Below are 25,352 nucleotides of genomic sequence, written 5' to 3'. Positions count from 1 at the left end.
GCGCGCCATTTTTCAGGGCATCGAGCGACGTCGATCAGGCACGCCAAACGCCGATCCGGCTACACTTCTCGCAGCCCGGCGCGCTTTTTGCGCATGCCCTTACCGGATCGACTCCATGATCGAGAGCCTGATTTCAGACATCCTGTTCGGTTTCACCGGACTCATCAGCATCATCAATCCCATTGGCGTTGCCTTTGTTTTTCTCGACCGCACGGCGAACCTCACCGACGAAGAGCGGCGCCTGCTCGCCAAGCGCGTGGCGATCAATGCGTTCTTCGTGCTGGTCGCGGCGTTTTTCGTGGGCACGCCCATCCTGCATTTCTTCGGCATTTCCATGGAAGCGTTGCGTATCGGCGGGGGCCTCGCGGTGGCCGTGAGCGGCTGGCAGATGCTCAACGCGCCCGAGCCCGAGCCGACGCCGGCCGATCACCCGGTCAAGCCCATGAGCGCGAGTTCGGCCTCCGGCAAGGCCTTTTTTCCGCTGACCATTCCGCTCACCACCGGCCCCGGCTCCATCGCCACGGCCATTGCGCTGAATGCCAATCGCACGCACAAGCTTTCGGCGTGGCTGCTCTCGAGCTTCGCGTCGATCGTCATCTCCACGCTCGTCATGCTCGTGATCTATTTCGTGTACAGCCGCGCTGCGCGGCTTTCGCAGTACCTGGGTGTGGAAGGCACGCGCGTGGCCATGCGCGTGTCGTCGTTTCTGCTCCTGTGCATCGGGGTGCAGATCATACTGACTGGCCTGACCGGCTTTCTCACGCCGATCGCCGACCTGCGCGCCGCAAAGTAGCGGCGCCTGCAAACGGGCCGGCGTACACAAGCGTCCTTACGCGAAGGAGACCATCATGTGCCGCTGGCTCGCTTATACCGGGAACCCCGTGCAGCTTGAAACCGTGCTGTTTCATGCCCGCCATTCGCTGATCGATCAAAGCCTGCACTCCACCAAAGGCGCGACCACCACGAATGGCGACGGCTTCGGGCTCGGCTGGTATCAGGACCCGCACGACATTCCCTATCGCTACCGCAGCGTGCATCCGGCCTGGAACGACCGCAACCTGCGCGAACTGGCGCGCGCAGTGCGTGCGCCGATGTTCGTCGCGCACATCCGCGCGGCCACGCATACGCCCGTGCAGGAAACGAACTGCCATCCGTTTCGCCACCGGCGCTGGATCTTCGCGCACAACGGGCTGATCCGCAGCTATCCGCTGATGCGGCGCGATCTGCTGGTCGCGATCGATCCGGGGCGCTTCAATGCGCTCGAAGGGTCGACGGATTCGGAAACGATGTTCTATCTCGCGATGACGTTCGGCCTCGAAGTCGATCCCGTTCTTGCGCTGGAACGCATGGCGGGTTTTGTCGAGGAAACCGCAAAAAAGCATGGCGTCGAGCCGGCGCTCAATATGACCGTCTGCGCATGCGACGGCGAGCAGATCGTCGCCGCGCGGTATTCGAGCGAGCGCAATTCTCGCTCGCTTTATCACACCACGGCATTCCGGCATCTGCGCGAACTGTATCCCGACGACCCGCGCATCGTGGCGGCCGGCGACGATGCCTATCTGCTCGTTTCCGAGCCGCTTGGCGATGCGCCCGATGTATGGGCCGAAGTGCCGGAATCGACGGCGATCGTCGTGCGCGGGCCCACGGTCGAATACCGGCCGTTCGCACCTATCTCGCCTTAAGGCGCCTCAAGTCGACGTTACGCGCGGCGGCTCCTTTGCCGTGCCGCCGCGAGTGCGAGCACTTCGTCGAATAGCGTGACGTCCACGGGCTTCACGAGATGTATCTCGAAGCCCGCTTCGCGGGTGAGTTCGATGTCGGCGGCCTGGCCGAAACCCGTCATCGCGGCGAACAGGGTGTGCCTGAGCGGCGGCAGCGCGCGCAGGGCGCGCAGCGTCGCATAGCCGTCGATCTCGGGCATGGCGATGTCGATGAGCGCGGCGTCGGGCGTGAAGCCGTCCACTTCCTCGCGCGCGTGGGCGGCGCTGTAGGCCACGTGCACGTCGTGCCCTTTGAGTTCGAGCAGCATGGCGAGGCTGTCGGCCGAATCGCGGTTGTCGTCGACGACGAGCACGCGCAGCGGCGGCACGCCGGCTTCGGCCAGCGCGGCAAGCCCGGCCGTGTCCGGCATGAGCGGCGGCGGCTGCACGGCATGCGCGGTCTCGCGCGCGAACGGCAGGCGGATCGTGAACGTGCTGCCTTTGCCGGGCCCGGCGCTCCTGGCCGAGATGGTGCCGCCATGCAGCTCGACGAGCGAGCGGCACAGCATGAGGCCGATGCCGAGCCCGTTTTCCGCGGGCCCGGGCGCCGAGCGGTCCTGGCTGAAGAGGCCGAAGATCGACTCGTGCGTGCCGGGCCGCAGGCCGCGGCCTTCGTCGTGCACCTGGATCTGTACGGCGCGCGCGGCGGAACGGACGTCCACGACGATGTGGCTGCCGTCGGGCGAGAACTTCGAGGCGTTGTGCAGCAGGTTCTGCAGCACCTGCACGAGCCGCGTGTGATCGCCCGTCATGGTGAGCGTCTCGTCGGGCATCTGCACGTCCACGTGCTGGCCGCGCGCCGAGGTGAAGGGCTGCGCCGCGTCGATGGCGTGCGCGACCACTTCGTGCAGGTCGAGCGGCGCCTCGCGCAACTCGATCTTGCCCGACGTGATGCGCCCGACGTCGAGCAGGTCGTCCACGAGCCGCGTGAGGTGCACGATCTGCCGGTCGATCATGTCGCGTGCGCGCTCGATGTCGGGGCTCGGCGCAGCCATGAGGCGCATCGTGGCCACGGCGTTGCGCACCGGCGCGAGCGGGTTGCGCAGTTCGTGCGCGAGCAAGGCGAGGAACTGCTTCATCTGCTCGCTCGAATGCTCGAGTTCGTCGGTGCGGCGGCTTTCGGTCATGTCGCGCGTGACCTTCGCGAAACCTGTGAGCCGGCCGTGGCCGTCGTGCACGGCTGTGATCGTGACGCTGGCCCAGAACATCGAGCCGTCCTTGCGCACGCGCCAGCCCTCGGTCACGACCCGGCCCAACTCCTTCGCGCGGCGCAGCTCGCGTTCGGGCTGGCCAGCGGCGACCTCGTCGGGCGGATAGAACACGGAAAAATGCTGGCCGACGATCTCGGCCGGGCGGTAGCCCTTCAGGTTGGTCGCGCCGGTGTTCCAGCTCACCACGTGGCCCTGCGGATCGAGCATGAACATCGCGTAGTCGCTCACGCTTTCCACGAGCAGGCGAAAGCGCTCTTCGGAAAGGCGCAGCGCCTCGACCTGGCGGCGTTCGGCGGTGAGGTCGCGGGTGACCTTGGCGAAGCCGGAGAGCGAGCCGTCGCGCTCGCGCAGCGCGGTGATGACGACGTTGGCCCAGAACATCGAGCCATCCTTGCGCACGCGCCAGCCTTCGTCGTTGAAGCGTCCGTGCAGCGCGGCCTGCTCCAGCTCGTGATCGGGCCAGCGGCGCGCATTCGCTTCGTCGGTGTAAAAGCGCGAGAAATGCTGGCCGATGATCTCGTGCGCTTCATAGCCCTTGATGCGGGCCGCGCCGCGATTCCAGCTCACGATGTAGCCGCGCGTATCGAGCAGGAAGATCGCGTAGTCCTCGATCGGCTCCACGAGCGCCTCGAAGCGGCGTTCGTGGTGGCTTTCGGGGGCGGCGTTGTGCGGGGCGATGCCGGAGTCGGGCGTCGTCATGGTCCTCGGGTCTGTCATAGGGCCTGTTCACAAGTTTGACAGGCTCTGGCCTCTTGAATGGACGGCCCGCGTGCAGCGGGCGCCGCAGCTTACCACGCGCGCTGCCCCGAGCGGTCGTACTTTTCGGCCATTGCCGGAATGCCTGCGCGCACGTGGCGTTCCGCGCGGCGGACCTGGCGGGTGAGCAGCACGACGTGCGGCGGCACCACGCGGCGTGCGCGCAACGTCCAGAACGCGCCGCGCAGCAGCGCCACGCCCGCCGGCCCGAGCGAGCGCTGGCGTGCGAACACGGCGAGCGCGCGGCCGGTCGCCGAGATCGCATCGCGCGCGGGCAGGCGCATCCATGCCACCCAGGCGGTGTTGCGCGCGAGCGCGCATTGCTGCGCGCGCGTGAACCAGCGGTAAAGCGGTTCGCGATGCGCGAGCGCCTGCTCGCAATAGACGATCTGATGGCCGGCCGACAGCATGTCGAGCGCGGCAAGCTCCTCGGCGCCGCCGTGTGACAGCCGCTCCTCGTAGCCGCCGAGCGCGCGGAACACGGCCGCGCGGAAAATGCATGCGCCCGCCATGAAGTTCGCGAGCGTCGGCCCGGCCTCGCCTTCCGCGCCCGGCGACGTGGCGGCAAGCATCAGGCAGGCGGGGTGAATTTCGCGCTCGTCGCCGCTCACCACGCGCGCGTTGAGCACGGCTACTTGTGCATGGGCGTCCAGCAGCTGCGCCGCGCGCGCGAGTGCGCCCGGCGCGAACCAGGTGCTGTCGTCGCAGCACGCGACGTAGTCGGTGCGCGCGAGCAGCACGGCGCGATTGAAACCGGCCATGCCGTGGTCGCCCAGCGACTGGATGATGCGCACTTGCGGAAAGAGCGACGCCAGCAGGGAGACGGTGGAATCGGTGGAGCCGTTGTCGGCCACGATGACGTCGGGGTGTTCGGGAAGGGCGGTGAGGCGCGCGACGGTATCGATGGTTTGACGTACGTGATTGCGCGTGAGGACGACCACCGTCACGCGCGGCGCGCTGGGAGTTCCGGGGGCAGGGGCGGAGTCGTTCATCGCAGCAGGCGGCGGGAGCCGGCCGGTGAGTTGTCGAATTGACCTATGTCAGCATACGCCGATGGCGCGCGACATGCAGTACATGACGTGCGCCAGAGGCGGGGCGGCGCAGCGGCGATGCTGCACCGCACATTCGAGAGCTGCGCAATTTTCGCGCCGCATGCGGGCGGCGCGCGCGATCAGCTCGATTAGCCGCGCGATCAGCCGCTCAGTCGCGCGCGCAGACTTCGTCGAGATGGCCGAGCAGGTCGGCGGGATCTTCGTACACGCGCAGCGCGCCCGCACGCTCCAGTTCCTCGGTGCCGTAGCCGCCCGACTGCAGGCCGATGCCGAGCGCGCGGCAGCGCTGGGCCGCGAGCATGTCCCAGACGCTGTCGCCCACCACGAGGCAGCGCTCGATCGGCACGTTCAGCCGCAGCGCCGCGGCGACGAAGAGATCCGGATCGGGCTTGGCGTGGCGCACTTCGTCGCGCGTGACCACGGTCGTGACGGACGGGTCCACGCCGAGCGCCTGCAAGTTCACGGACGCCGTGGCGAGCCGCCCGCTCGTGGCGATCGCCCACGGCACCTGCGCGGCGCTGAGGGCGTCGAGCAGCGCGCGAGCGCCGGGCAGCGGGCGCACCTGGTCGGCGTGGCGGCGATAGGCGTCGGCGTGTAGTTTTTGCAAGCGTGCGATACGTTCGGGCGCGATCGTCTCGTGGGCCTCGTGCGTCTCGCGCAGCAACTGGTTCATGAAGAGCCCGCCGCTCATGCCGATGCGCCGATGAATGCGCCACACCGAAAGCTCGATGCCGTCCGCGTCGAGCGCTTCCTTCCATGCGAGCACGTGCTGATACACGCTGTCGACGAGCGTGCCGTCGAGGTCGAACAAAAAGGCCGTTTCGTTGCGCATGGGTGGCTCCTGTTGCAACACGACGATTACGCAGTGGTAGCGCAAAAAGTGTACGCCGCGCGCCGCTGGCGTGCGCCGCGGCGGGCTCGCGGCGTCGCCTCAGGGCGCGCTGGCCGCAGCCGCGCCGGACGCCGCGGCTGCGCCTTGCGCAGCGCCGGTCTGCGGATACATCTGCAGCAGCACGCGCAGTACGCCATTGGTCCATCCAAAGCCGTCCTGCAGCGGATATTCGCCGCCGCCCGCCGACGAGGCCTTCGTGGCCGACGCGCTCACGTCGTACTTCTCGACGAGCTTGTGCGTGCGCGTGTAGTAGGCGAGATTCGTGGCGATCCAGCGCGTGGCGATTTCCTGCGCCAGGTCCTGCTCGCCGTAGCGGCGCAGCCCCATGACCGCGAGATACTGCAGCGGCGCCCAGCCGTTCGGCTCGTCCCATTGCTGGCCGGTCGCGACCTGGGTGGTGGCGAGCCCGCCGGGGCGCAGCAGTCCGGCGCGCACCGCGGCGGCGACTTCCTGTGCCTGGGCCTTCGTCGCGGCGCCTGCATAGAGCGGGTAGACGGTCGCCGCCGTGAGCCGGTGCGTGAGCGTGCGGTGCGCGAAGTCGTAGTCGCTGTATGCGTGCAATTGCGGATCCCAGAGCACGCGGTCGATGGCGTCGGCGCGTTGTTGCGCGCGCTTCGTCATCAGTTCGGCCTCGCGCGCGTCGCCCTTCAGGCCGTAGGCCTTCGCGAGCGTGCGTTCGAGGATCACCATCAGCGAGTTGAGGTCCACCGGCGCGAGCGAGGTCACGTCGATGGTCGAGAGCGTGTGGCCGTCGGCGAGCCAGCGCGAACTGTAGTCCCAGCCCGTTTCCGCGCCCGCGCGCAGGTTGCGCCAGAGGTCGGAGGCATCGCGCTGCGGCGTGGCGCGCGCGGTGAGGATGTCTTCGCGGTACGACTCGTCGCGCGGGCGGTTGCGCGCGTCCCAGTAGCGGTTGAGCAGCGTGCCGTCGGGCAGGCGCACGAGGTGGCGCGCGGCGTGGCCGGGCTTGACCGTCTGCGCGCCGGCCATCCAGTAGTCGTATTCCTTGCGCAGTTGCGGCAGGTAATGGAGGTACACGGCGTCGCCGTCTTTTTCCGCGACGAGGCTCACCATCTGCGCGAAAAACGGCGGCTGCGAGCGGCTCAGGTAGTACGTGCGATTGCCGTTCGCGATATGGCCGTAGCGGTCGATCAGCGCGGCGAAGTTGTTCAGCTCGTCGAGCGCGAGTTCGTGGCGGCCGCTGGCTTCCAGGCCGAGCATGATGAAGTACGAATCCCAGTAGTAGATTTCGTTGAAGCGCCCGCCCGGCACGACGTACGCGTACGGCAGCGGCAGCAGCGACGAATACGGATCCGGCTTCGCGTCGGGGCGGCGGCTCAGCACGTTCCAGAGTGTGTCGATGTGCCCGACGACATCCTGGTTCGGATCGGAAACGTAGTGGTCTTCAGTTTGCGCCGGGGCCGTGAAGTACTGGTTCACGAACTGCGTGAGCGCGGCCTTGCGCGCGGCGTTGTCGTGCAACCCCGCGTGCTGCTGGCGCCAGCGCTCGTAGGCCGCCGTGATCTGGCCCGGGCGCTCGTTGGGCAGCATATCGGCAAACGTCTTGCTGTCGGGGAAGATCTGCGCGAGCTGCACGTCGTGATAGAGGCGGCCGTAGAGGTCGGCGGGCGTGGCGGGCTGGCTCTCTTTTGCCGCGTCATGCTGCGCTGGCGAGCGAACCGGCTTTGCCGATCGCGCGGGCGTTTGTAATTCCTGCGCGTTGGCCGGCGCGCTCGCGGAGGCTGAGGCCTCGGCGGCATGGGCGGTTTGCGCGAGCGGCCAGGCGAGGCACAACGCAGCGGCGAGCGTGGCGGCAAACGGGATGGAGCGGGATTTCGTGGCGGATGCGGGCGTGTGGGAGCGGAACAGAAAAGACATGGCCTTGATGTTTTTGATGGGCGACGAGCGCGCCTGCGCGCGAAGCTGGGGCGCAGGCGAAGCGTGTCAATGAGCAATTTCCGTTCCGCACAACGGGCTGACGAGACGGCTGGCGCCTGTGGCGTTATTCGAAATCGGGATAGTCCATATTCTCCATATCGCGTTGCGCGATAACGGGCACAGCGGCGAAACTTGCGAAAAATCAATTCAAGCAACGCCGCATCAGGAGACATCTCATGCGCACTCAGGTTGGTATCATCGGCGCCGGGCCCGCGGGCCTGCTTCTTTCCCATCTTCTGCATTTGCGTGGCATCGACTCGGTCGTGCTCGAGCTGCGTGGCCGCGAGCAGATCGAATCGACCATTCGCGCCGGCGTGCTCGAGCAAGGCACGATGGACGTGCTCACCGAAGCGGGCGTCGGCGAGCGCATGAAGGCCGAAGGCGCGCTGCATCACGGCTTCGAACTCGCGTTCGAAGGCAAGCGCCGCCGCATCGATCTCACTGGCCTCACTGGCAAAGCCATCACCGTCTACGCGCAGCACGAAGTGCTCAAGGACCTCGTGGCCGCGCGCGTGGCTGCGGACGGCAAGCTTTTCTTCAACGTCTCGGACACGTCGATTCACGGCGTCGAAACCAGCACGCCGTCGATCCGCTTCACGCAAGACGGCGAGGAACACGAGCTGCACTGCGACTACGTGATCGGCTGCGACGGTTTCCACGGCGTGTCGCGCGCCTCGATTCCGGCAACGCTGCGCCAGGACTACGAGCGGGTGTTCCCGTTCGGCTGGTTCGGCATTCTCGTCGAGGCGCCGCCCACTTCCGACGAGCTGATCTACGCGCGGCACGATCGCGGCTTCGCGCTCGTCAGCACGCGCTCGCCGAACGTGCAGCGCATGTATTTCCAGTGCGATCCGAAGGACAACGTCGATCACTGGTCCGACGACCGCATCTGGGCCGAGTTGCACGCGCGCGTCGATTCGCGCGAAGGCCACCAGGTGGTGGAGGGCAAGATCTTCCAGAAGAACATCGTGGGCATGCGCAGCTTCGTCACGACCACGATGCAGCATGGCCGCCTCTTTCTCGCGGGCGACGCGGCGCACATCGTGCCGCCGACCGGTGCGAAGGGCCTCAATCTCGCGGTGGCGGACGTGCGCGTGCTGACCGCGGCGCTCGTGGCGTTCTACAAGGAAGGCCGCACCGATCTGCTCGACGGCTATAGCGAAACGGCGCTGCGCCGCATCTGGCGCGCCGAACACTTCTCGTACTGGATGACGCGCATGATGCACCGCCTCGACGATGCCACGCCGTTCGAGCAGCGCCTGCAGGTCGCCGAGCTGGAGCACGTCACCACGTCGCGCGCCGCCGCGACGGCGATGGCCGAGAACTACGTGGGCGCGGTTGCGGTGTGAGGTAGGCGCAACGAATGATATTGCCGCGCGAGTCCCGAAGGGCTCGCGCGGCTTTTTTTGCGTGTCCGGCGACGCGTTGGACCGTTTCAAGCCGGTTTCAAATCGCCGTGAGCGGCGCGATGCCCAGTTCGTTTGCGATATCGGCGAAGGGCTTTCTTACGGAGTCGGGCAGAACGATCGTCTGCATATGCCGTGCGCGATTCTCCGCCTCATATTGGCCCGGATACTGCACCGGCTGCGCCGGATCCTGCGGCGGACAGCTGAGCAGATAGTCGAGGAACGAGTCGACCTCCTGCGAGCGCCACGTCGTGTTGAAATCCACCTGCGGATCGAGCACCAGCGCGAACAGATTGTTGGTCGCGACGCCGTTGCGCGGGTTGTCCGGATGGATCGTGCCGCCGCCCGAGAGCACCCCCGCGAGCAGTTCCGCCACGAGCCCGAGCGCATAGCCCTTGTGCAGGCCGAACGGCAGTAGCGCGCCCGGCGGATCGGCGAACAGCACGTTCGGGTCGGTGCTCGGCTGGCCGTTCGCGTCGATCACCGAGCCGTCGGGCGCCGGCAGGCCGTTTTCGGCGAGCACGCGCGCCTTGTTCACGGCAATGGCGCTCGTGGCGATATCCACCACGAAGGGCGGCCGCCGGCCCGGCAGCGGGCCCGCGAAGCACAGCGGGTTGGTCGTGAGCCGAGGCTCGCGTCCGCCGAACGGCGCGACGATCGGCGCGCGGTTCACCACGTTGGTGAACGCGAGCAGCACGTAGCCCTGCGCCGCGACCATTTCGCCGTAGTGGCCCATGCGTCCCAGGTGATGGCTATGGCGCAGCGTCACGATGCACTGGCCATGCTCGTGCGCGCGAGCGATCGCGTCTTCCATCACGACCTTGCCAATGTGCTGGCCAAAGCCACTGTGGCCGTCATAGCCGATCAGGCTGCCGCGGTCGACTACGCGTTCCGCGCGACCATCGGCGCTGACGAAACCCGCGGCCAGCACGCGCTTGTAGTTGGGCAGGATCGACAAGCCGTGGCTCGCGTAGCCCACGCGGTCGGATTCGATCAGATGGTCGGCCACGTCGGCGGCGATGTCTTCAGGCACCGAGACGTGCGTGAGCACGGCCGTGGCGAAGCGGCGTGCGTCGTCGATCTTGACTTCCATGAGCGGCTCCTTGCTAACCGTGCAGCGTTCGGGTGCAGTGTTCAGATCCAGCCCAGCCAGCGCCACCACGTCGCGGCGAACAGCAGCAATAACACATAGCCGACGACGGTCAGCACGATGCCCACGCGCGCAAACTGCTTCGCCGTAAACGTTTCGGTGGCGAGGCACACCATGTTTTGCGGCGCGTTGATCGGCAGGATGAAGCCGAAGCTCACGACGTAGCCGAGCAGCATGGTGAGACCGAGCCGGTTGAAGTCGCCCTGCATGGACTGCAGCACCGACACGAGAATCGGCAGCATCGCGGAGGTGAGCGCCGTTGCGCTCGCAAAACCGAGGTGGATGAGGATGAGGAAGGCCGAGAGAATCGCGAAGGCCATGAACGGGGTGGCGGTGTCGAGCCCCGTGTGATGCGCGACGAGGTCGCCGAGCCATTGGCCCGCCTTCGTCGTGAGCAGCGCCGTGCCGAGGCTGATGCCCACGCCGAACACGATCACCGTGCCCCATGGAATGCGGCTTTGCACGGTCTTCCAGTCCATCACGCCAAAGCGCGGCAACAGCAGCAGCACGAGCCCCACGTAAGTGACCGAGGTGGTGTCGAACGGGTGCAGCTTGCCTTCGGTCGCCCAGAACAGCAGCAGGCCGATGGAAACCCCCAGCAGGCGTTTTTGCGGGCCCGTCATGGGGCCGAGTTCGCGCAGTGAGGCTTCGACAGCTTCCTTGCCGCCCGCGATCGCGTCGGCTTCGGGCGGCAGCATCTTCAGCACGATGAAGAGCAGCGCCGCCGACATCACGATCGCCCAGGGCGCACCCGCAATGAGCCAGTCGAGCCACGTGACGCGCGCGCCGAGCATCTTGTCCATGAAGCCCACGGTCAGCAGATTCTGCGCGGCGGCGGTCTGGATGCCGACGTTCCAGATGCTGGTGCCTTGCGCGACCACGATCATGATGCCCGCCGCGATGTTCGAGCGCTTGTCCACGCCGAACGCCGAGATCACGCCCACCATGATCGGCACGACGCAGGCGCTGCGCGCGGTGGCGCTCGGCACCACGAGCGAGAGCACGATGGTCACGGCGACCGCGCCGATCAGGATGCGCCGCGTGGTGGTGCCGATCAGCGAGAGCGTGACGAGCGCAATGCGCCGGTCGAGTCCGGTGACGGTCATCGCCGCGGAGATAAAGAGTGCGCCGGCCACGAGCGCGAGCGCGGAATTGGAGAAGCCCGCGAGCGCCATGCTGATGGCTTTGTTGGTGCCGTAATCGACAGCGGGGTTGTCGATGGTGGGTGCGGTGCCCACGAGAAACGCCATGAGCGAGGTGATGATGATGGCACTCGCTTCGTACGATACGGCTTCGGTGAGCCACACGACCACGGCGAACGCGAGGATGGCGAGCATGCGCTGGCCGGCGGGCGGGAGGCTATCGGGCAGGGGCAGCAGAAGCACGACGACGAGCGCGATCACGCCCGCGATCAGGCCCACAGGTATGCCCTTTTTCTGCGGCGCGGCGCTCGCGTTGGCGGCTGGCTGGGGTGCGTTCATGGCGATGACTCCATGTTGGGCATGCACGCGGCATGGCTCGCGTGTCGCTTCTGGCAGGGCGCATACAGCGTCGAAAAGCGGCGGTGTGGCGGCTTGCGAACGAGTCAGCGCATTCGCTTCGCGGATGGTACTGCCATTCGACTGATGAAGCGTTTAGTGTGTACGGCGGGAGCGGGCGAGCGCGAAGGCGGGGGAAGGGCAGCGTGGCAGCATGCTGCGGGTGATGCGGGCAAGTTGAGGGTGGAGGCGTTTTAACCGGCAAAACAGCCGGTTAAAACGGCCGCCAATGCGAATTACTGGCTGGCGCCAGCAGCAGCGTTAGCTTTCTTCTGTGCGTCCTGCAGGTTCTGCGGATAGTTCGGGTCGTTCAGTGCCGGCTTGTAGCCCGCGTCTTCCAGCTTCTTCAGCTCGGCGTTGTTCTTCGCGCGGGCTTGCTTGCGTTCGGCCTTGCGCTGCGCCTTGGCCTGAGCCTTTGCCTGCGCCTTCTGTTCCTTGGTGAGCGGTTGCGAGGCCGTGGCCGCGGCGGGTGCGCTGGCTTCCGTTTGCGCGAATGCCGGCGCGGCAACGCCGATCAGGAATGCGGCGGTAGCCGCGGCGAGAGTCAGCTTGCTGGTGGTGGAGCGCATTGATTCCCCTAATGATTGGTTTGAACGACTTACTCAGCGCTGGGACGACGGGCGCACATGGCTGCGGCGCGCCCGTTGCTCAATGTAATCGATCCCCACCAAAGACGGTAGCAAGCGCTGACCCTGGCTTGCTGGTAACCGCAGCGGCGACCCCGGCGGCCTCGCTGGGCACTCAGGCGCCGAGCTTCGCGGCCGCCGCTGCGACTACTCGCGCGCGCTCGGCGAGCGACGCAGCTGTCTGCGCGCGCAACCTTTCCACGATCACACGCGGCGCGCTGGCGGGGTCGCCCGCATCGAACGGCGGCGCGGGGGCGTACTCGAGTTCGAGCTGGAGCGCCTGGGCGGCCTCGTCGCCGATCAGCTCGGCGGCGAGCGTCAATGCGAAATCGATACCCGCAGTGATGCCGCCGCCGGTCAGCACGTTCCCGTCGCGCACCACGCGCGCTTTCACGGGCAGCGCGCCGAGCGGCTCCAGCAGTTCGTGGAAGGCCCAGTGCGTGGTCGCGCGGCGTCCGCGCAGCAGCCCGGCCGCGCCGAGCACGAGCGCGCCCGTGCAAACCGAGGTGACGTAGCGCGCCGTGCTCGCCTGGCGGCGCAGGAACGCGAGCGTCTCGTCGTCGGGAATCAGCTGGGAGACGCCGCTGCCGCCCGGCACGCAGATCACGTCGAGCGGCGGGCAGTCGTCGAAGGTCGTGTCGGGCGTGAGCATGAGACCGGTGCTCGAGCGCACCGGATCGCGCGTCTTCCAGATGAGCCGCGCCTGGCTGTCCGGCATCGACGCGAGCACGTCGTACGGGCCGGTCAGGTCGAGCTGCTGAACGTTGGGAAATGCGAGAAATCCGATTTGCAGTGCCATGTGGGGTTCCCGGTCGAGGTTGGACTGTCGCAAAGGTCGACAGTGTGCCGATGATTCGGAAATCACTGTAATCTCGCCCCGGTCCACAACCATGCCAAAAACCACGCAAAAACTGCCAGCGGCGCACGCGCGAGCCGCAATCGGAAAGCGTTCAGTGAACGAGACACGCGCCGCGTTCAGCCGCCGCTTAACTTGCGGCAACTGAAGCGGCGCGTTGGCTGCTTCAAACTCAGGCCGGCATCTTGCGGAACGTCACCGCGATGCGGTTCCAGCCGTTGATCGCGATGATCAGCAGCGTGAGGTCGGCGATCTCCTGATCGCTGAAATGCGGCTTCACGCGTTCCCAAACGTCGTCGGGCACGTGCGTTTGCGCGAGCAGCGTGACCGATTCGGTCCATTCGAGCGCCGCGCGCTCGCGCTCGGTGAAGAACGGCGTTTCGCGCCACACCGATACCGTGGCGAGCCGGCGATCGGTTTCGCCGCCCTTACGCGCATCAATGGTGTGCATGTCGACACAATAGGCGCAGCCATTGATCTGCGAAGCGCGCAGGCGCACCAGTTCCGCGAGCGGCTTTTCGATCGAGCTTTTGCTCGCGCGCTCTTCGAGCGCAATCATGGCCTTCGTGCCTTCCGGGTTGGCCTTGTAGAAATCCAGACGTGCTTGCATGAGCGTTCACCTATCGAGTTGAATTTTGTGGCGCTGTCGTCGACAGCGAGGTTGGACAACGATGCGTTGGACTTGCGAACTGCGTAATCACAGGTGCACTTTAGGCGTTGCGCTGGCGCGTTCACATAGCCATTCTGGCAATATTTCGGGTGACCACTTTCACTCCCGTCGAACGCTACCTGCAGCATCATCATGGAACTCCACGTCACCGTGTCGGGCCGTCGCGACCTCGCGGGCCAGATCTATCGCCAGCTGCGCGACAGCATCGTCGATGGCCGTCTGGCCGGCGGCACCCGCCTGCCGTCCACGCGCGATCTCGCCCTGCAGCTCGGCGTTTCGCGCAAGACCACGCTCGACGTATTCGAACGCCTGCTCGCCGAAGGCTATCTGAACTCGCGGCGCGGCTCGGGCACATTCGTGGCCGAAACCCTCGAACGCCTGCCCGCGCGCGAGCGCGGTCATCCGAATCCGCAGATACGCGCGGCCACCGCTGCCATCACTTCTGCGCATGCCGGGAAGGCGCCGCGCGTGGCGCAGGCCACGCCGTGGTGGCAGGCGCAAGCAGCGGCGCTGCACGCCTCGTTGCCGCGCCTCGACACGCGGCTCGCCTGCGACTTCGCGGGCGGCGTCACCGACAAGTCGCGCTTTCCCTTCGACATCTGGCGGCGCTGCATCAACGACGCGCTGCGCGTGCAGGTGCGCGGTTACGGCATGTATCGCGAGCCCGCGGGCGAGGAGAAGCTGCGCCTCGCGGTGTCGCGCTATCTCGCCTTCAACCGCGCGGTGCAGGGCAACTGGCAGGACGTGATCGTCACACAAGGCGCGCAGCAGGCGCTCGACCTGCTCGCGCGCGTGACACTCACACCGGGCGACGTCGTCGCCGTGGAGGACCCGGGCTATCCGCCCGCGCGCGATGTCTTTGCCGCATTGGGCGCGAAGGTCGTGCCGGTGCCGGTGGATCGCGACGGGCTCGTCGTCGCGCGGCTGCCGAAGGCGGCGCGGCTCGTGTACGTGACGCCATCGCACCAGTTTCCGCTCGGCATGCCGCTGAGTCTCGAACGGCGCGTCGCGCTGCTCGAATGGGCGCAGGCGTGCGGCGCGCTCGTAATCGAAGACGACTACGACTGCGAATACCGCTTCGAGGGCCGCTCGATGGAGCCGCTCAAAAGCCTCGACAACGCCGGCCTCGTGGCCTACGTCGGCACGTTTTCGAAGACCATGTTCCCCGAGCTGCGGGTGGGCTACATGGTGCCGCCTGCCGCGCTGGCCGCGCCGCTCGCCCGCGCGCGGCAGATTGGCGACGCCCACGGCTGCGTGCTCACGCAGACGGCGCTCGCCGACTTCATGCTCAATGGCCATTTCGCGCGCCATTTGCGGCGCATGCATCAGACGTATTCGCAGCGCCGCGACGTGCTGCTCGCGCATCTGAGCGGACCGCTTGCGCCGTGGCTCGAACCCGTCATGCCGAACACGGCGGGGTTGCACCTGGCGGCACGGCTCGTCGCGCCGCTCGACGCCGCCGCGCTCGCGCAGGCCGCGCGCCGCGCATCGATCGGCCTGCATCCGCTCGCGCCGTTTCATCTCGAAGCACCTGTGCAAAGCGGTTTTCTGTTCGGTTACGGCGGGGTCGACGCCGAGCGTATCGACACCGCGCTGACGTCGCTCGCCACGCTGCTGCGCACGCTTTGACTGCATCTCGCCGTCCCGGCGACACCGGCGTGGCAGCCGAAATCGTGCAAAAACGCCATACGTATGGCGCTTTCCTGATGAACGCGGCGTGCGCCGCGCCAGCCGAAGTGCGTCGTCCGTCAGTGATTCGGGCGCGTCAGGGGCACGTTTACCCCTGTAAACAGGCGTCAAAATGTGATCGAGAGTCAGCGCCGCGCAACAAAATCGTAACGACAATGCAAAAGCTTCACGCAAAACGCTTGCGCGTATGTAGAATCCGCCGTTGAAGCACGTGCATTCCGCAGTGCTTCTTCGATTCACTGACCAACACTGGTAGGAGAAACATGCCGACTTCCGCAAAGAAAGTGGCCGCAAAAAAGGCAGCTGCCCCGGCCAAGAAGGTTGCCGCAAAGAAAGCGCCCGCCACCAAGACGGCCGCAGCTAAGAAGGTCGCCGTGAAGGCGTCCGGCGCACCGACGCCGATCAAGGACACCTTCACGAAGGCCTCGCTGGCTACGCACGTCGCTGAACGTGCAGGCGTCGAGCCGAAGGCTGCCAAGGCCGTGCTCGCCGCGCTGGAAGACACGATCCTCGGTTCGGTCCACAAGAAGGGCGCTGGCGAATTCACGCTGTCGGGCCTTCTGAAGATCGTCGTCCAGGCCGTGCCGGCGAAGAAGAAGCGCTTCGGCAAGGATCCGTTCACGGGCGAAGAGCGCTGGTTCCCGGCGAAGCCCGCATCGGTCCGCATCAAGGCGCGCGCCCTGAAGAAGCTGAAGGACGCTGCAGCAGCCTGATGTGCTGATTGCGCTACAAGCCGCGGCCTTCGGGTAGCGGTTACCCGTCAGTACCAAAAAATCCCCGTTGGCGTCGAGCCCACGGGGATTTTTCATTTGGTGCGTGCAATGCGCACTGGCATTGCTTTGCCATGTCCTGATGTTATGGCTGATATTCAGTATGATATCTCTGTAATTGCGATATGGCCGTCGTCGATATCACATGAAAGTGATGCTTTCGGCAGAATAATTCAACTATCCATAACAAAGTGTTATGCAGACAGCCGACCTCAGTTTGCGCCAGGTGGAAGCGTTTCGCGCGTTGATGCAATGGCGCACCGTCACGCGCGCGGCACAGGCGCTCGGCATTTCTCAACCTGCGGTGAGCCGTTTGCTTGCCGACTTCGAAGCAAAGGTGGGGTTCGCGCTTTTCGAGCGGCGCCAGGGGCGTTTGCTGCCGACCGTCGAGGCCCATACGCTGCAAGACGAAGTCGAGCGCGCGTTCTTCGGTTTCGAGCGCGTGGCTCAGGCGGCCGCGCAGATTCGCGCGCAACGGCGCGGCGTCGTGCGCGTTGCCGCTTCAACGGATCTTTGCGCCGACTTCCTGCCGCGCGTGGCCGCCGCGTTTGCGAGCGAGCACGAAGGCGTCGATTTCGAATTGCTGACGGGCGAGGCCGCCGGGATTGCCGAGCGGGTGGCGGCGCAACGCTGCGATCTCGGTTTCGTCGCGCAAGCCGTCGCGCATCCTGGCGCTCGTCTCGAGTATCTGGGTGAATGGCCGCTGCGCTGCATCGTGCCGCGCGGGCACCGGCTCGCGCGCAAACGCGTGATTCATGCGCAAGACTGCGCGGGCGAACCCTTCATTTCGTTTGCCGCGGCGAGCGAGGCGCGCCTCTCGATCGACCGGCACTTTGCCGAATGCGGGGTGGCGCGCGAGTCCGGCGTCGAAGCGGCGCTCGCGCAATCCGTCGTGGCGATGGTGGAAGCGGGGATGGGCATCGCGCTCGTCGACGCGCTGACAGCCCAGCACGCGAGCGCGCGGGTGAGCGTGAAGCGCTTCACGCCCGCGCTGTCGAGCGCGCTCCATGTCGTGCGCGGCACGCAGCGCGCGGCGACGGTGCTGGGCGACGCGTTCGTGTGGCACGCCGCCGCCGCGCTGGCGCGGCTGCGCTGAGCTTCTCTCGCGTAAAAGGCGTGTAAACGGCGCAAGGCGTGGCCGTACGTGAAAACGCCCTGGAGGATTGCTCCTAGAACCCGGCGGGCATAAAAAAACCAGCCAGGGCTTGCGCCCGAGGCTGGTTTGTGCAGCGTGTCGTTTTTAGCTGCGCGGTCTCGCTCGCTGCGCCGGAATGGCTCGTCAGCCAGTTCCGGCGCCGGGCCGAAGCCCGGAGTGAAGCGTTGCTTAGAACTTGTGGCGGATGCCGACGCTGACCAGGGTCTGCGAGCTCGAATCCGAGTTGTAGCTGTACGAGCCGATTGCTGCGCCAGCGATCGACGTCGTGCCGTCCGCGTTGCGCTGCGTGCCGTTGGCGTGCTGGTAGGCAGCCACAGCGTAGAAGTCGGTGCGCTTCGACAGGTTGTAGTCCGCGCCCAGCGAAACCTGGTTGTACGTGTTCGACGTGTCGCCAGCGCCGTGCGACCAAATGTAGCCGAGGCCGAGCAACAGTGCCGGGTTCAGCTGATAACCGAGGAAGCCACCTGCGACGTTGTAGCGCTGGTTCGAAGCGAATGCCGAGGCCGAGTCCTGGCGCATCTGGACGTTGCTGTAACGGCCGCTCATCGTGAACGGACCAGCAACGTATTGAATTGCGACCGAAGCGATGCCGACCGACTTCGCCGTGTTGTAGCCAGCGGTGATCTGGTTGTCGCCGAAGATGCCGTCCGACGTTGCGGTCGACGACCAGCCCGTGCGTGCGACTGGCGACGATGCGTTGTCCATGCGGAAGTAGCCAGCAGCGACGTTCAGCGAGCCGATGCCGTACGTAGCTGCGCCGCCCCAGCTCTGACCCGAGCCGGTTGCGCCAGCGACGCCGCCAAATGCGTACATGCCTTCGAACTGGAAGCCTTGCAGAACCGGCGAGACGTACTTGACTGCGCTGTTCGTACGCGAGGTGTTGTCGTTGTTGTCGACGTCACCCGGCGTTGTGAACGTGCTGCCGAAGTAGTTGTCGGCGGTCAGCGGCTGAACCATGTCGACCAGCGGGTCGTACTGGCGGCCGAACGTGACCGTACCGAACTGGTCGTGCGACAGGCCGACGTATGCCTGACGGCCGAACATCTTGCTGCCTTGGCCGAGCTTGCCGGTGTTGATGTCAAAGCCGTTTTCCAATTGGAAAATCGCCTTCATGCCGCCGCCCAGATCTTCCGTACCCTTCAAGCCCCAGCGGTTGCCCGACAGGTTGCCGCCGGCGAGGCCGACGAGGTTGGCGTTCTTGCCGTTGGCGTCCATCGTGTTGTGGGCCCACTGGATCGATTCGTCGATCACACCATACAGGGTCACGCTGCTTTGAGCGTGCGCGGTGCCAGCTGCGGCCAAGAGGGCCAGCGAGAGGGTCGAGAGAGCGACTCGTTTCATTCTGTTTTCTCCACGCAGAAATTGTGTAGTTGTTGCGCGTTGGAGAATAACGCAGCAGGCCAGGCGACCTGAAATGAAAAAATAAAGATTGTCGCGAAAACCTGACACCGGCCAGAACCCCTTGTCAGACGGGGCCTCCGTCGATTATGCCGTTTTAAGAAATATTGGATTGTTGATCGAGCATTATTGTTCTTTTTGATAAAAGTTCCGTAAACAATCGTTATTTTTTCGCCTTGCTGCGACCTTTGGTAGTAGCCTCAAGTGGCGCGGCGGCATTGGGGTGGCGGCGGCTGACGGCGGCCGTCATGGCGAGCGCCGCGCTCGCGACAAACAGCACCGAACCCCACGGATGGCGCTTCACATAACGGTCGGCGGCGGCGACCGTGCGGCCCGCGTGGACCAGCGTGAGCGCGGCCGCGTAGGTGGCGCTGTCCTCCATGCGCACGACCGAACGGCGGATCTGCAGCCCCGATTTCAGCCTCCCGAACGCGCCGCCATGCGCGCTCGCGCGCCCAATCGCGCCGAGCGGAGTTTCCGATAGTGTCGATTTGTCTGCCGAAACGGCCGCCGCCAGAGCCGCAGGCATTGCCGTGGCGGCTGCGCCGCCGTTTCCGATCGGCACGGGCGATGGCGCCGACGCGCCGGCGGGACGGTCCGCGCGCTTCGTGTCGTGCCGCGCGACGATGGTGGAGGCGGCGAGCACCGAGGCCAGCTTGGCGCGGCTGCCCGGCGGCGTTTCCTCAAGGAAACCCCACGCGCCGCGCGGGTCGTGCAAGCGCCCGCGCGCGGCCGAGAATTCCGCGCCGAGCAGGAGCACGGCCGCTGAAAAATAGAGCCACATGAGCAGCACAGCGAGCGAGCCGGCGGCGCCGAACGCCGTTGCCATGCCCGCGTGCGCGAGATAGAGCGCGAACAGCTTCTTGCCCGCCGAGAACAGCACCGCCGCGACGATGCCGCCCACCATCGCGTCGCGCCAGCGCACGGTGGCGTCGGGCAGGAAGCGCAGCAGGGCGCCGAACGCGACGGCCAGCACCACGAGGCCGACGCCGAGCTGCATCAGGTTGCCGATGATCACATAAGGAGAATTGCCCCAGAGCCACTGACCGACGAAGGTAATGGCCGTGTCGAGCACGAGCGAGACGATCAGCAGGAACGCGACGCCCAGCACGAGGCTGAACGAAATGAGCCGCACGCGCACGAGCGCCATCACGCTGGAGGGGCGCTGCCCGTCCGGCGGCCAGACGATGTTCAGCGCGGAATTGAGCGAGGAGAAGGTTGCGGACGCGCCGACTACGAGCAAGGCGAGCGAGATGATCGCCGCGACGCCGCCCTTGCCGCCCGCCCGGTGCGCGTTCTGCACGATGGTGGTGATGCCCGCGGCCGCGTCGTCGCCGAGCACGTTGTGGACCTGGCGGAAGAGTTCGCCGCGCGCGGCATCGACGCCATAGAACCAGCCGGCCACGGCGATCACCATCACGAGCGTGGGCGCGAGCGAAAACGCCGAGTAGAACGCGATGCTCGCCGCGAGCGACGGGCAGCGATTGGCGATGAACTGGCGCAACGCGCCCACCACCCACGACGCTTCCTTGCGCGCGGCGGACTGCAGTCGTTCGGTGGAAAGCGTTGACATGGTGGTGCGCCCCGCGGTGGTTCTTCAGTGGTTCGTTTTCGTCACAAAGATGGCTCATTCGCCTTTCAATATTAGCAAGCGTGGTTCCCGGGCGATCTTGCGCTGCACGCGCGTCAAGCTCGCGGGCATCCAGCGCGATCCGTCTCCCAAAACGTCTTATACTGAAAAAACCCACAACCAGGCCGAGGACGAATCATGCTGCAGATGTCCCGGCGCCAGTTCCTCAAGGTCACGGCTACGTCGCTGGCGGGTTCCAGCCTCGCGTTGATGGGTTTCGCGCCCGACAACGCGCTTGCCGAGGTCCGACAATACAAACTGGCGCGCACCACTGAAACCCGCAATACCTGCCCGTACTGCTCGGTCGGTTGCGGGATCCTCATGTACGGTCTCGGCGATGGCGCGAAGAACGCGACCACGAGCATCATCCATATCGAGGGCGATCCCGATCACCCCGTCAATCGCGGCACGCTGTGCCCGAAGGGCGCGAGCCTGATCGATTTCATTCATAGCGAGAGCCGCCTCAAGTACCCCGAGTACCGGGCGGCCGGCTCGAACGAGTGGAAACGCATTTCGTGGGATGAGGCGCTCGACCGTATCGCGAAGCTGTTGAAGGAAGATCGCGACGCGAATTTCGTCGAGAAAACGGCCGACGGCAAGACCGTGAATCGCTGGTTGACCACGGGCATGCTGGCCGCATCGGCGGGCAGCAACGAAGTCGGCTATCTCACGCACAAAGTGGCCCGCAGCATGGGCCTGCTCGCATTCGACAACCAGGCGCGTGTCTGACACGGCCCGACGGTGGCAGGTCTTGCCCCGACGTTTGGCCGTGGAGCGATGACGAACCATTGGGTCGACATTCGCAATGCGGACGTGATTCTGGTGATGGGCGGCAATGCGGCCGAGGCGCACCCGTGCGGCTTCAAGTGGGTCACGGAGGCGAAGGCGCACCGCAAGGCGCGGCTCATCGTGGTGGACCCGCGCTTCACGCGCACGGCGTCGGTCGCGGACTTCTACGCGCCGATCCGCACGGGCACGGACGTCGCCTTCCTTGGCGCGGTGATCAACTATTTGCTCACCAACGACAAGATCCAGCACGAGTACGTGAAGAACTACACGGACTTCTCGTTCATCGTGCGCGAAGACTACGCGTTCAACGACGGCATTTTTTCGGGCTACGATCCGCAGAAGCATTCGTACCCGGACAAGTCGTCGTGGAACTACGAGCTCGGCGACGACGGCTTCGTGAAGACCGACGACACGCTGCAGAATCCGCGCTGCGTGTACCAGCTGCTCAAGCAGCATTACTCGCGCTACACGCCCGAGATGGTCGAGAAGGTGTGCGGAACGCCGAAGGACAAATTCCTCAAGGTGTGCGAAATGCTTGCGAGCACGGCCGTGCCGGGCCGCGCGGCCACGATCATGTATGCGCTCGGCTGGACCCATCACTCGATCGGCTCGCAGAATATCCGCACCGGCGCGATGGTGCAGCTCCTGCTCGGCAACATCGGCATTGCGGGCGGCGGCATGAACGCGCTGCGCGGCCACTCGAACATCCAGGGGCTGACCGACCTCGGGCTCATGTCGAACCTGCTTACGGGCTACATGACGCTGCCGTTCGAAGCGGAGCAGGACTACGACGACTACATCAAGAAGCGCGCGTCGCAGCCCATGCGGCCGAACCAGCTCAGCTACTGGCAGCATTACGGCGCGTTCTTCGTGAGCTTCATGAAGTCGTGGTGGGGCGATGCGGCCACGAAGGACAACAACTGGGGCTACGACTGGCTGCCCAAGCTCGACAAGCCGTACGACCTGCTGCAGACCATCGAACTGATGAATCAGGGCAAGGTCAACGGCTATATCTGCCAGGGCTTCAACGTCATGGCGTCGTCCCCGAACAAGGCCAAGACCGTCTCGGCGCTCAGCAAGCTCAAGTGGCTCGTGATCATGGACCCGCTCGCCATCGAGACTGCAGAGTTCTGGAAGAACTACGGCGACTATAACGATGTCGATCCGACATCGATTCAAACCGAAGTGTTCCGTTTGCCCACCACGTGCTTTGCGGAAGAAAACGGCTCGCTCGTGAGTTCGAGCCGCGTGCTGCAGTGGCACTGGAAGGGTGCGGAGCCGCCGGGCGAGGCGAAGAGCGACCTCGTGATCATGTCGGGCCTGTTCCTGCGCATCCGCGCCGCGTATCAGAAGGACGGCGGCAAACTGCCCGATCCGATCGTCAAGCTCGACTGGCCGTATTCGGATCCCGCGAGTCCCACGCCGGAAGAACTGGCGATGGAGTACAACGGCCGAGCGCTCGCCGACCAGACCGATGCGAAAGATCCCACCAAGGTGCTCGTGAAGAAGGGCGAGCAGCTCTCGGCCTTCGCGCAGTTGAAGGACGATGGCACGACCGCGAGCGGCTGCTGGATCTTCTGCGGCGCGTGGACCCAGACGGGCAACCAGATGGGCCGGCGTGACAACGACGACCCCACGGGGATCGGCCAGACGCTCAACTGGGCCTGGGCGTGGCCGGCGAACCGGCGCGTGCTGTACAACCGCGCTTCGTGCGACGTGGCGGGCAAGCCCTTCGATCCGACCCGCAAGCTGATTGCCTGGAACGGCAGCGCATGGACGGGCGCGGACATACCCGACTACAAGGCTGACGAAGCGCCCGATCAGGGCATGGGGCCGTTCATCATGAACCCCGAGGGCGTGGCGCGTTTCTTCGCTCGCGACGGCATGAACGAAGGTCCTTTCCCTGAACATTACGAACCGTTCGAGAACCCGCTCGGCTATAACCCGTTCCACCCGAACAACCCGCTCGCCACGAGCAATCCGGCGGCGCGCGTGTTCCCTGACGACCGCAAGACGTTTGGAACCGCGCAGCAGTTCCCGCATGTGGCGACCACCTACCGGCTCACCGAGCACTTCCACTTCTGGACGAAACACGCCCGGCTGAACGCGATCATTCAGCCGCAGCAGTTCGTCGAGATCGGCGAGGCGCTCGCGAAGGAGGTGGGCGTGGTGGCGGGCGAGCGCGTGAAGGTGTCGAGCAATCGCGGCTATCTGATCGCGGTGGCGGTGGTCACCAAGCGCATCAAGCCGCTGACCATCGAGGGCAAGACCGTGCATCAGGTTGGCGTACCGCTGCACTGGGGCTTCAAGGGGCTCACGCACCCGGGTTATCTGACGAATACGCTCACGCCGCCCGTGGGCGACGGCAATTCGCAGACGCCCGAGTTCAAATCGTTCCTCGTGAAGGTCGAAAAGGCATAGGGGGCGCGAACCATGGCATTTCAATCACTCGACATCAAGCGCCTCTCGGCCACCACCACGCCGCCGCCGGGCGTGCGCGAGCCGGTCACGGGCACGGTCGCGAAGCTCATCGACGTGACCAAGTGCATTGGCTGCAAGGCGTGTCAAACGGCGTGCATGGAGTGGAACGATCTGCGCGACGAGATCGGTGTCAATACGGGCGTCTACGACAATCCACACGATCTCACCGAGCACTCGTGGACCGTCATGCGGTTCTCGGAATGGGAGAACCCGGACGGCAACCTCGAATGGCTGATCCGCAAGGACGGCTGCATGCATTGCGAGGACCCGGGCTGCCTGAAGGCGTGTCCGTCGCCGGGCGCGATCGTGCAATATACGAATGGCATCGTCGATTTTCACGAGGAAAACTGCATCGGCTGCGGGTTCTGTATTACGGGCTGCCCGTTCAATATTCCGCGTATGTCACGAAAGGAGCGCCGCGTTTATAAATGCACGCTGTGTTCGGATCGCGTGGCGGTGGGGCAGGAACCCGCCTGTGTGAAGACCTGCCCGACGGGCGCGATCGTGTTCGGCACCAAGGAAGACATGAAGCAGCATGCGGCCGAGCGCATCGTGGACCTCAAGGAGCGCGGCTTTCAGAACGCCGGGCTCTACGATCCGCCGGGCGTGGGCGGCACGCACGTGATGTACGTGCTACATCACGCGGACCAGCCCTCGCTCTATCACGGGCTGCCCGATCGCCCGCGCATCAGCCCGATGGTGCGGCTCTGGAAGGGCGCGGCCAAGCCGATCGCACTCGGCATCATGGCGCTCACGGCGCTGGCGGGTTTCTTCCACTACACGCGGGTTGGCCCGAACGAGGTGACGGAAGAAGACGAAGTTGCCGCGCGCGACGAGGCGCGGCGCATGCGTGGCGAACCACCCGAGGAGCGCAGCGATGAAAGACGATGAACCGCAACTGATTCAGCGCTACACGCCCAACGAGCGCAGCAATCACTGGATCACCGCGATCAGCTTCATCCTGCTCGCGCTCTCGGGCCTCGCGATGTTTCATCCGGCCATGTCCTGGCTTTATGCGGTGCTTGGCGGCGGCCAATGGACGCGTATTTTGCATCCGTTCATCGGCATCGTGATGTTCGTCTCGTTCCTGATCCTTGCGTTGCGCTTCTGGCATCACAACTATCTGGACAAAGACGACATCCAGTGGATGAAACAGATGGGCGACGTGCTCAACAACCGCGAAGACAGGCTGCCCGAGATCGGCCGCTACAATGCGGGCCAGAAGCTGTTATTCTTTGTAATGGTGGTTTGCCTCGTGCTGTTGCTCTTGAGCGGCATCGTGATCTGGCGGCGATATTTTTCGATCTACTTCTCGATCGACATTATCCGGCTCTCTTCGTTGGTGCATGCGGTAGCGGCGTTCGTGCTGATGTGCGGCATCATCGTCCATATTTATGCAGCGCTGTGGGTGAAGGGCTCGATCGGCGCGATGACGCGCGGTTACGTCACTTGGGGCTGGGCGAGAAAGCATCATCCGCGCTGGTTCCGCGAGAGTATCAAGTAACGCACAGGCTGCGCGCCGCCTGCCGCGCCGTTTGGCTAAGGCAGTGGCGGCGCGAGCGGCAAACCGCCGGCGCCCGCAAGGGC

Annotated in this window: 20 protein-coding genes; 9 read left to right on the top strand and 11 right to left on the bottom strand. The window is 65.5% G+C overall.

Annotated features, from left to right (window positions below; all coding sequences use genetic code 11):
- Window positions 1-115 precede the first annotated feature (115 nt).
- Together A3CW_RS0122275 and A3CW_RS0122270 are read left to right on the top strand one after the other, a co-directional pair.
- Complete coding sequence (locus tag A3CW_RS0122275) at window positions 116-793, top strand: MarC family protein (RefSeq protein ID WP_028205545.1); 678 nt, start codon at window positions 116-118, stop codon at window positions 791-793.
- Between the two features lie 55 nt (window positions 794-848).
- Window positions 849-1,682: a class II glutamine amidotransferase gene (locus A3CW_RS0122270; protein ID WP_028205544.1), complete on the top strand. Its 834-nt coding sequence runs from the start codon at window positions 849-851 to the stop codon at window positions 1,680-1,682.
- 17 nt (window positions 1,683-1,699) lie between these two features.
- Here the strand turns inward: A3CW_RS0122270 and A3CW_RS47180 are convergent, their stop codons facing one another.
- From A3CW_RS47180 to treF, 4 genes are all read right to left on the bottom strand, one after another.
- Complete coding sequence (locus A3CW_RS47180; protein ID WP_051481636.1) at window positions 1,700-3,670, bottom strand: PAS domain-containing hybrid sensor histidine kinase/response regulator; 1,971 nt, start codon at window positions 3,668-3,670, stop codon at window positions 1,700-1,702.
- An 89-nt stretch (window positions 3,671-3,759) separates the two neighbouring features.
- Entirely contained in the window at window positions 3,760-4,719 is a 960-nt protein-coding gene (locus tag A3CW_RS0122260) for a glycosyltransferase family 2 protein (protein WP_035513586.1), read from the bottom strand.
- Between the two features lie 208 nt (window positions 4,720-4,927).
- Window positions 4,928-5,611, bottom strand: coding sequence for an HAD family hydrolase (locus tag A3CW_RS0122250; RefSeq protein WP_028205542.1), 684 nt, complete (start codon window positions 5,609-5,611; stop codon window positions 4,928-4,930).
- Window positions 5,612-5,710: 99 nt separating this feature from the next.
- Entirely contained in the window at window positions 5,711-7,546 is a 1,836-nt protein-coding gene (gene treF, locus A3CW_RS47175; RefSeq protein ID WP_063750857.1) for an alpha,alpha-trehalase TreF, read from the bottom strand.
- Between the two features lie 236 nt (window positions 7,547-7,782).
- On the opposite strand from treF, the gene A3CW_RS0122240 reads away from it, so the two are divergent.
- On the top strand, window positions 7,783-8,955 hold the full coding sequence (locus A3CW_RS0122240; RefSeq protein ID WP_028205541.1) for a 4-hydroxybenzoate 3-monooxygenase: 1,173 nt from the start codon (window positions 7,783-7,785) through the stop codon (window positions 8,953-8,955).
- A gap of 97 nt (window positions 8,956-9,052) precedes the next feature.
- On the opposite strand, the gene A3CW_RS0122235 is transcribed toward A3CW_RS0122240, so the two are convergent.
- The 5 genes from A3CW_RS0122235 to A3CW_RS0122210 all read right to left on the bottom strand — a co-directional run bounded on the left by A3CW_RS0122235 (window position 9,053) and on the right by A3CW_RS0122210 (window position 13,792).
- A complete protein-coding gene (locus tag A3CW_RS0122235; protein WP_028205540.1) occupies window positions 9,053-10,105 on the bottom strand; it encodes an Ldh family oxidoreductase in 1,053 nt (350 codons plus the stop codon).
- 41 nt (window positions 10,106-10,146) lie between these two features.
- Window positions 10,147-11,643 carry a DASS family sodium-coupled anion symporter gene (locus A3CW_RS0122230; protein WP_028205539.1) on the bottom strand — a complete coding sequence of 499 codons (1,497 nt, stop codon included), beginning with the start codon at window positions 11,641-11,643 and terminating at the stop codon, window positions 10,147-10,149.
- 293 nt (window positions 11,644-11,936) lie between these two features.
- Window positions 11,937-12,269, bottom strand: a complete 333-nt coding sequence (locus A3CW_RS0122220) for a hypothetical protein (protein ID WP_028205537.1) — start codon at window positions 12,267-12,269, stop codon at window positions 11,937-11,939.
- 172 nt (window positions 12,270-12,441) lie between these two features.
- Window positions 12,442-13,125: a DJ-1/PfpI family protein gene (locus A3CW_RS0122215; RefSeq protein ID WP_028205536.1), complete on the bottom strand. Its 684-nt coding sequence runs from the start codon at window positions 13,123-13,125 to the stop codon at window positions 12,442-12,444.
- A 229-nt stretch (window positions 13,126-13,354) separates the two neighbouring features.
- The gene (locus tag A3CW_RS0122210; protein ID WP_028205535.1) at window positions 13,355-13,792 is read right to left on the bottom strand and encodes a carboxymuconolactone decarboxylase family protein; all 438 of its coding nucleotides are present in this window, start codon (window positions 13,790-13,792) and stop codon (window positions 13,355-13,357) included.
- A gap of 192 nt (window positions 13,793-13,984) precedes the next feature.
- On the opposite strand from A3CW_RS0122210, the gene pdxR reads away from it, so the two are divergent.
- From pdxR to A3CW_RS0122195, 3 genes are all read left to right on the top strand, one after another.
- Complete coding sequence (gene pdxR / locus A3CW_RS0122205) at window positions 13,985-15,481, top strand: MocR-like pyridoxine biosynthesis transcription factor PdxR (RefSeq protein ID WP_028205534.1); 1,497 nt, start codon at window positions 13,985-13,987, stop codon at window positions 15,479-15,481.
- A 323-nt stretch (window positions 15,482-15,804) separates the two neighbouring features.
- Window positions 15,805-16,254 carry an HU family DNA-binding protein gene (locus tag A3CW_RS0122200; RefSeq protein ID WP_028205533.1) on the top strand — a complete coding sequence of 150 codons (450 nt, stop codon included), beginning with the start codon at window positions 15,805-15,807 and terminating at the stop codon, window positions 16,252-16,254.
- A 253-nt stretch (window positions 16,255-16,507) separates the two neighbouring features.
- Window positions 16,508-17,407: a LysR substrate-binding domain-containing protein gene (locus A3CW_RS0122195; RefSeq protein ID WP_028205532.1), complete on the top strand. Its 900-nt coding sequence runs from the start codon at window positions 16,508-16,510 to the stop codon at window positions 17,405-17,407.
- Between the two features lie 228 nt (window positions 17,408-17,635).
- On the opposite strand, the gene A3CW_RS0122190 is transcribed toward A3CW_RS0122195, so the two are convergent.
- On the bottom strand, window positions 17,636-18,808 hold the full coding sequence (locus A3CW_RS0122190) for a porin (protein WP_028205531.1): 1,173 nt from the start codon (window positions 18,806-18,808) through the stop codon (window positions 17,636-17,638).
- 220 nt (window positions 18,809-19,028) lie between these two features.
- Window positions 19,029-20,438, bottom strand: a complete 1,410-nt coding sequence (locus A3CW_RS0122185; RefSeq protein WP_028205530.1) for a YihY/virulence factor BrkB family protein — start codon at window positions 20,436-20,438, stop codon at window positions 19,029-19,031.
- A gap of 195 nt (window positions 20,439-20,633) precedes the next feature.
- On the opposite strand from A3CW_RS0122185, the gene fdnG reads away from it, so the two are divergent.
- The 3 genes from fdnG to A3CW_RS0122165 are packed head-to-tail and all read left to right on the top strand — an operon-like array spanning window position 20,634 to window position 25,269.
- Window positions 20,634-23,705, top strand: a complete 3,072-nt coding sequence (gene fdnG / locus A3CW_RS0122175; protein ID WP_081771757.1) for a formate dehydrogenase-N subunit alpha — start codon at window positions 20,634-20,636, stop codon at window positions 23,703-23,705.
- A 12-nt stretch (window positions 23,706-23,717) separates the two neighbouring features.
- A complete protein-coding gene (fdxH, locus tag A3CW_RS0122170; protein WP_028205527.1) occupies window positions 23,718-24,656 on the top strand; it encodes a formate dehydrogenase subunit beta in 939 nt (312 codons plus the stop codon).
- On the top strand, window positions 24,643-25,269 hold the full coding sequence (locus A3CW_RS0122165; RefSeq protein WP_028205526.1) for a formate dehydrogenase subunit gamma: 627 nt from the start codon (window positions 24,643-24,645) through the stop codon (window positions 25,267-25,269). Before fdxH ends, A3CW_RS0122165 begins: the two co-directional genes overlap by 14 nt.
- The last annotated feature ends 83 nt before the right edge of the window (window positions 25,270-25,352 follow it).

Source organism: Paraburkholderia nodosa DSM 21604 (assembly GCF_000519185.1).
Classification (GTDB): Bacteria; Pseudomonadota; Gammaproteobacteria; order Burkholderiales; family Burkholderiaceae; genus Paraburkholderia; species Paraburkholderia nodosa.
Note: the sequence above shows the minus strand (reverse complement) of the source record. Positions and strands in the feature narration are given on the sequence as shown.

What these genes read in the sequence shown, in the direction of transcription:
- A3CW_RS0122275 (WP_028205545.1), top strand. Translation starts at nt 116, where the DNA reads ATGATCGAGAGCCTGATTTCAGACATCCTGTTCGGTTTCACCGGACTC.
- A3CW_RS0122270 (WP_028205544.1), top strand. Translation starts at nt 849, where the DNA reads ATGTGCCGCTGGCTCGCTTATACCGGGAACCCCGTGCAGCTTGAAACC.
- A3CW_RS47180 (WP_051481636.1), bottom strand. Translation starts at nt 3,670, where the DNA reads ATGACGACGCCCGACTCCGGCATCGCCCCGCACAACGCCGCCCCCGAA.
- A3CW_RS0122260 (WP_035513586.1), bottom strand. Translation starts at nt 4,719, where the DNA reads ATGAACGACTCCGCCCCTGCCCCCGGAACTCCCAGCGCGCCGCGCGTG.
- A3CW_RS0122250 (WP_028205542.1), bottom strand. Translation starts at nt 5,611, where the DNA reads ATGCGCAACGAAACGGCCTTTTTGTTCGACCTCGACGGCACGCTCGTC.
- treF (WP_063750857.1), bottom strand. Translation starts at nt 7,546, where the DNA reads ATGTCTTTTCTGTTCCGCTCCCACACGCCCGCATCCGCCACGAAATCC.
- A3CW_RS0122240 (WP_028205541.1), top strand. Translation starts at nt 7,783, where the DNA reads ATGCGCACTCAGGTTGGTATCATCGGCGCCGGGCCCGCGGGCCTGCTT.
- A3CW_RS0122235 (WP_028205540.1), bottom strand. Translation starts at nt 10,105, where the DNA reads ATGGAAGTCAAGATCGACGACGCACGCCGCTTCGCCACGGCCGTGCTC.
- A3CW_RS0122230 (WP_028205539.1), bottom strand. Translation starts at nt 11,643, where the DNA reads ATGAACGCACCCCAGCCAGCCGCCAACGCGAGCGCCGCGCCGCAGAAA.
- A3CW_RS0122220 (WP_028205537.1), bottom strand. Translation starts at nt 12,269, where the DNA reads ATGCGCTCCACCACCAGCAAGCTGACTCTCGCCGCGGCTACCGCCGCA.
- A3CW_RS0122215 (WP_028205536.1), bottom strand. Translation starts at nt 13,125, where the DNA reads ATGGCACTGCAAATCGGATTTCTCGCATTTCCCAACGTTCAGCAGCTC.
- A3CW_RS0122210 (WP_028205535.1), bottom strand. Translation starts at nt 13,792, where the DNA reads ATGCAAGCACGTCTGGATTTCTACAAGGCCAACCCGGAAGGCACGAAG.
- pdxR (WP_028205534.1), top strand. Translation starts at nt 13,985, where the DNA reads ATGGAACTCCACGTCACCGTGTCGGGCCGTCGCGACCTCGCGGGCCAG.
- A3CW_RS0122200 (WP_028205533.1), top strand. Translation starts at nt 15,805, where the DNA reads ATGCCGACTTCCGCAAAGAAAGTGGCCGCAAAAAAGGCAGCTGCCCCG.
- A3CW_RS0122195 (WP_028205532.1), top strand. Translation starts at nt 16,508, where the DNA reads ATGCAGACAGCCGACCTCAGTTTGCGCCAGGTGGAAGCGTTTCGCGCG.
- A3CW_RS0122190 (WP_028205531.1), bottom strand. Translation starts at nt 18,808, where the DNA reads ATGAAACGAGTCGCTCTCTCGACCCTCTCGCTGGCCCTCTTGGCCGCA.
- A3CW_RS0122185 (WP_028205530.1), bottom strand. Translation starts at nt 20,438, where the DNA reads ATGTCAACGCTTTCCACCGAACGACTGCAGTCCGCCGCGCGCAAGGAA.
- fdxH (WP_028205527.1), top strand. Translation starts at nt 23,718, where the DNA reads ATGGCATTTCAATCACTCGACATCAAGCGCCTCTCGGCCACCACCACG.
- A3CW_RS0122165 (WP_028205526.1), top strand. Translation starts at nt 24,643, where the DNA reads ATGAAAGACGATGAACCGCAACTGATTCAGCGCTACACGCCCAACGAG.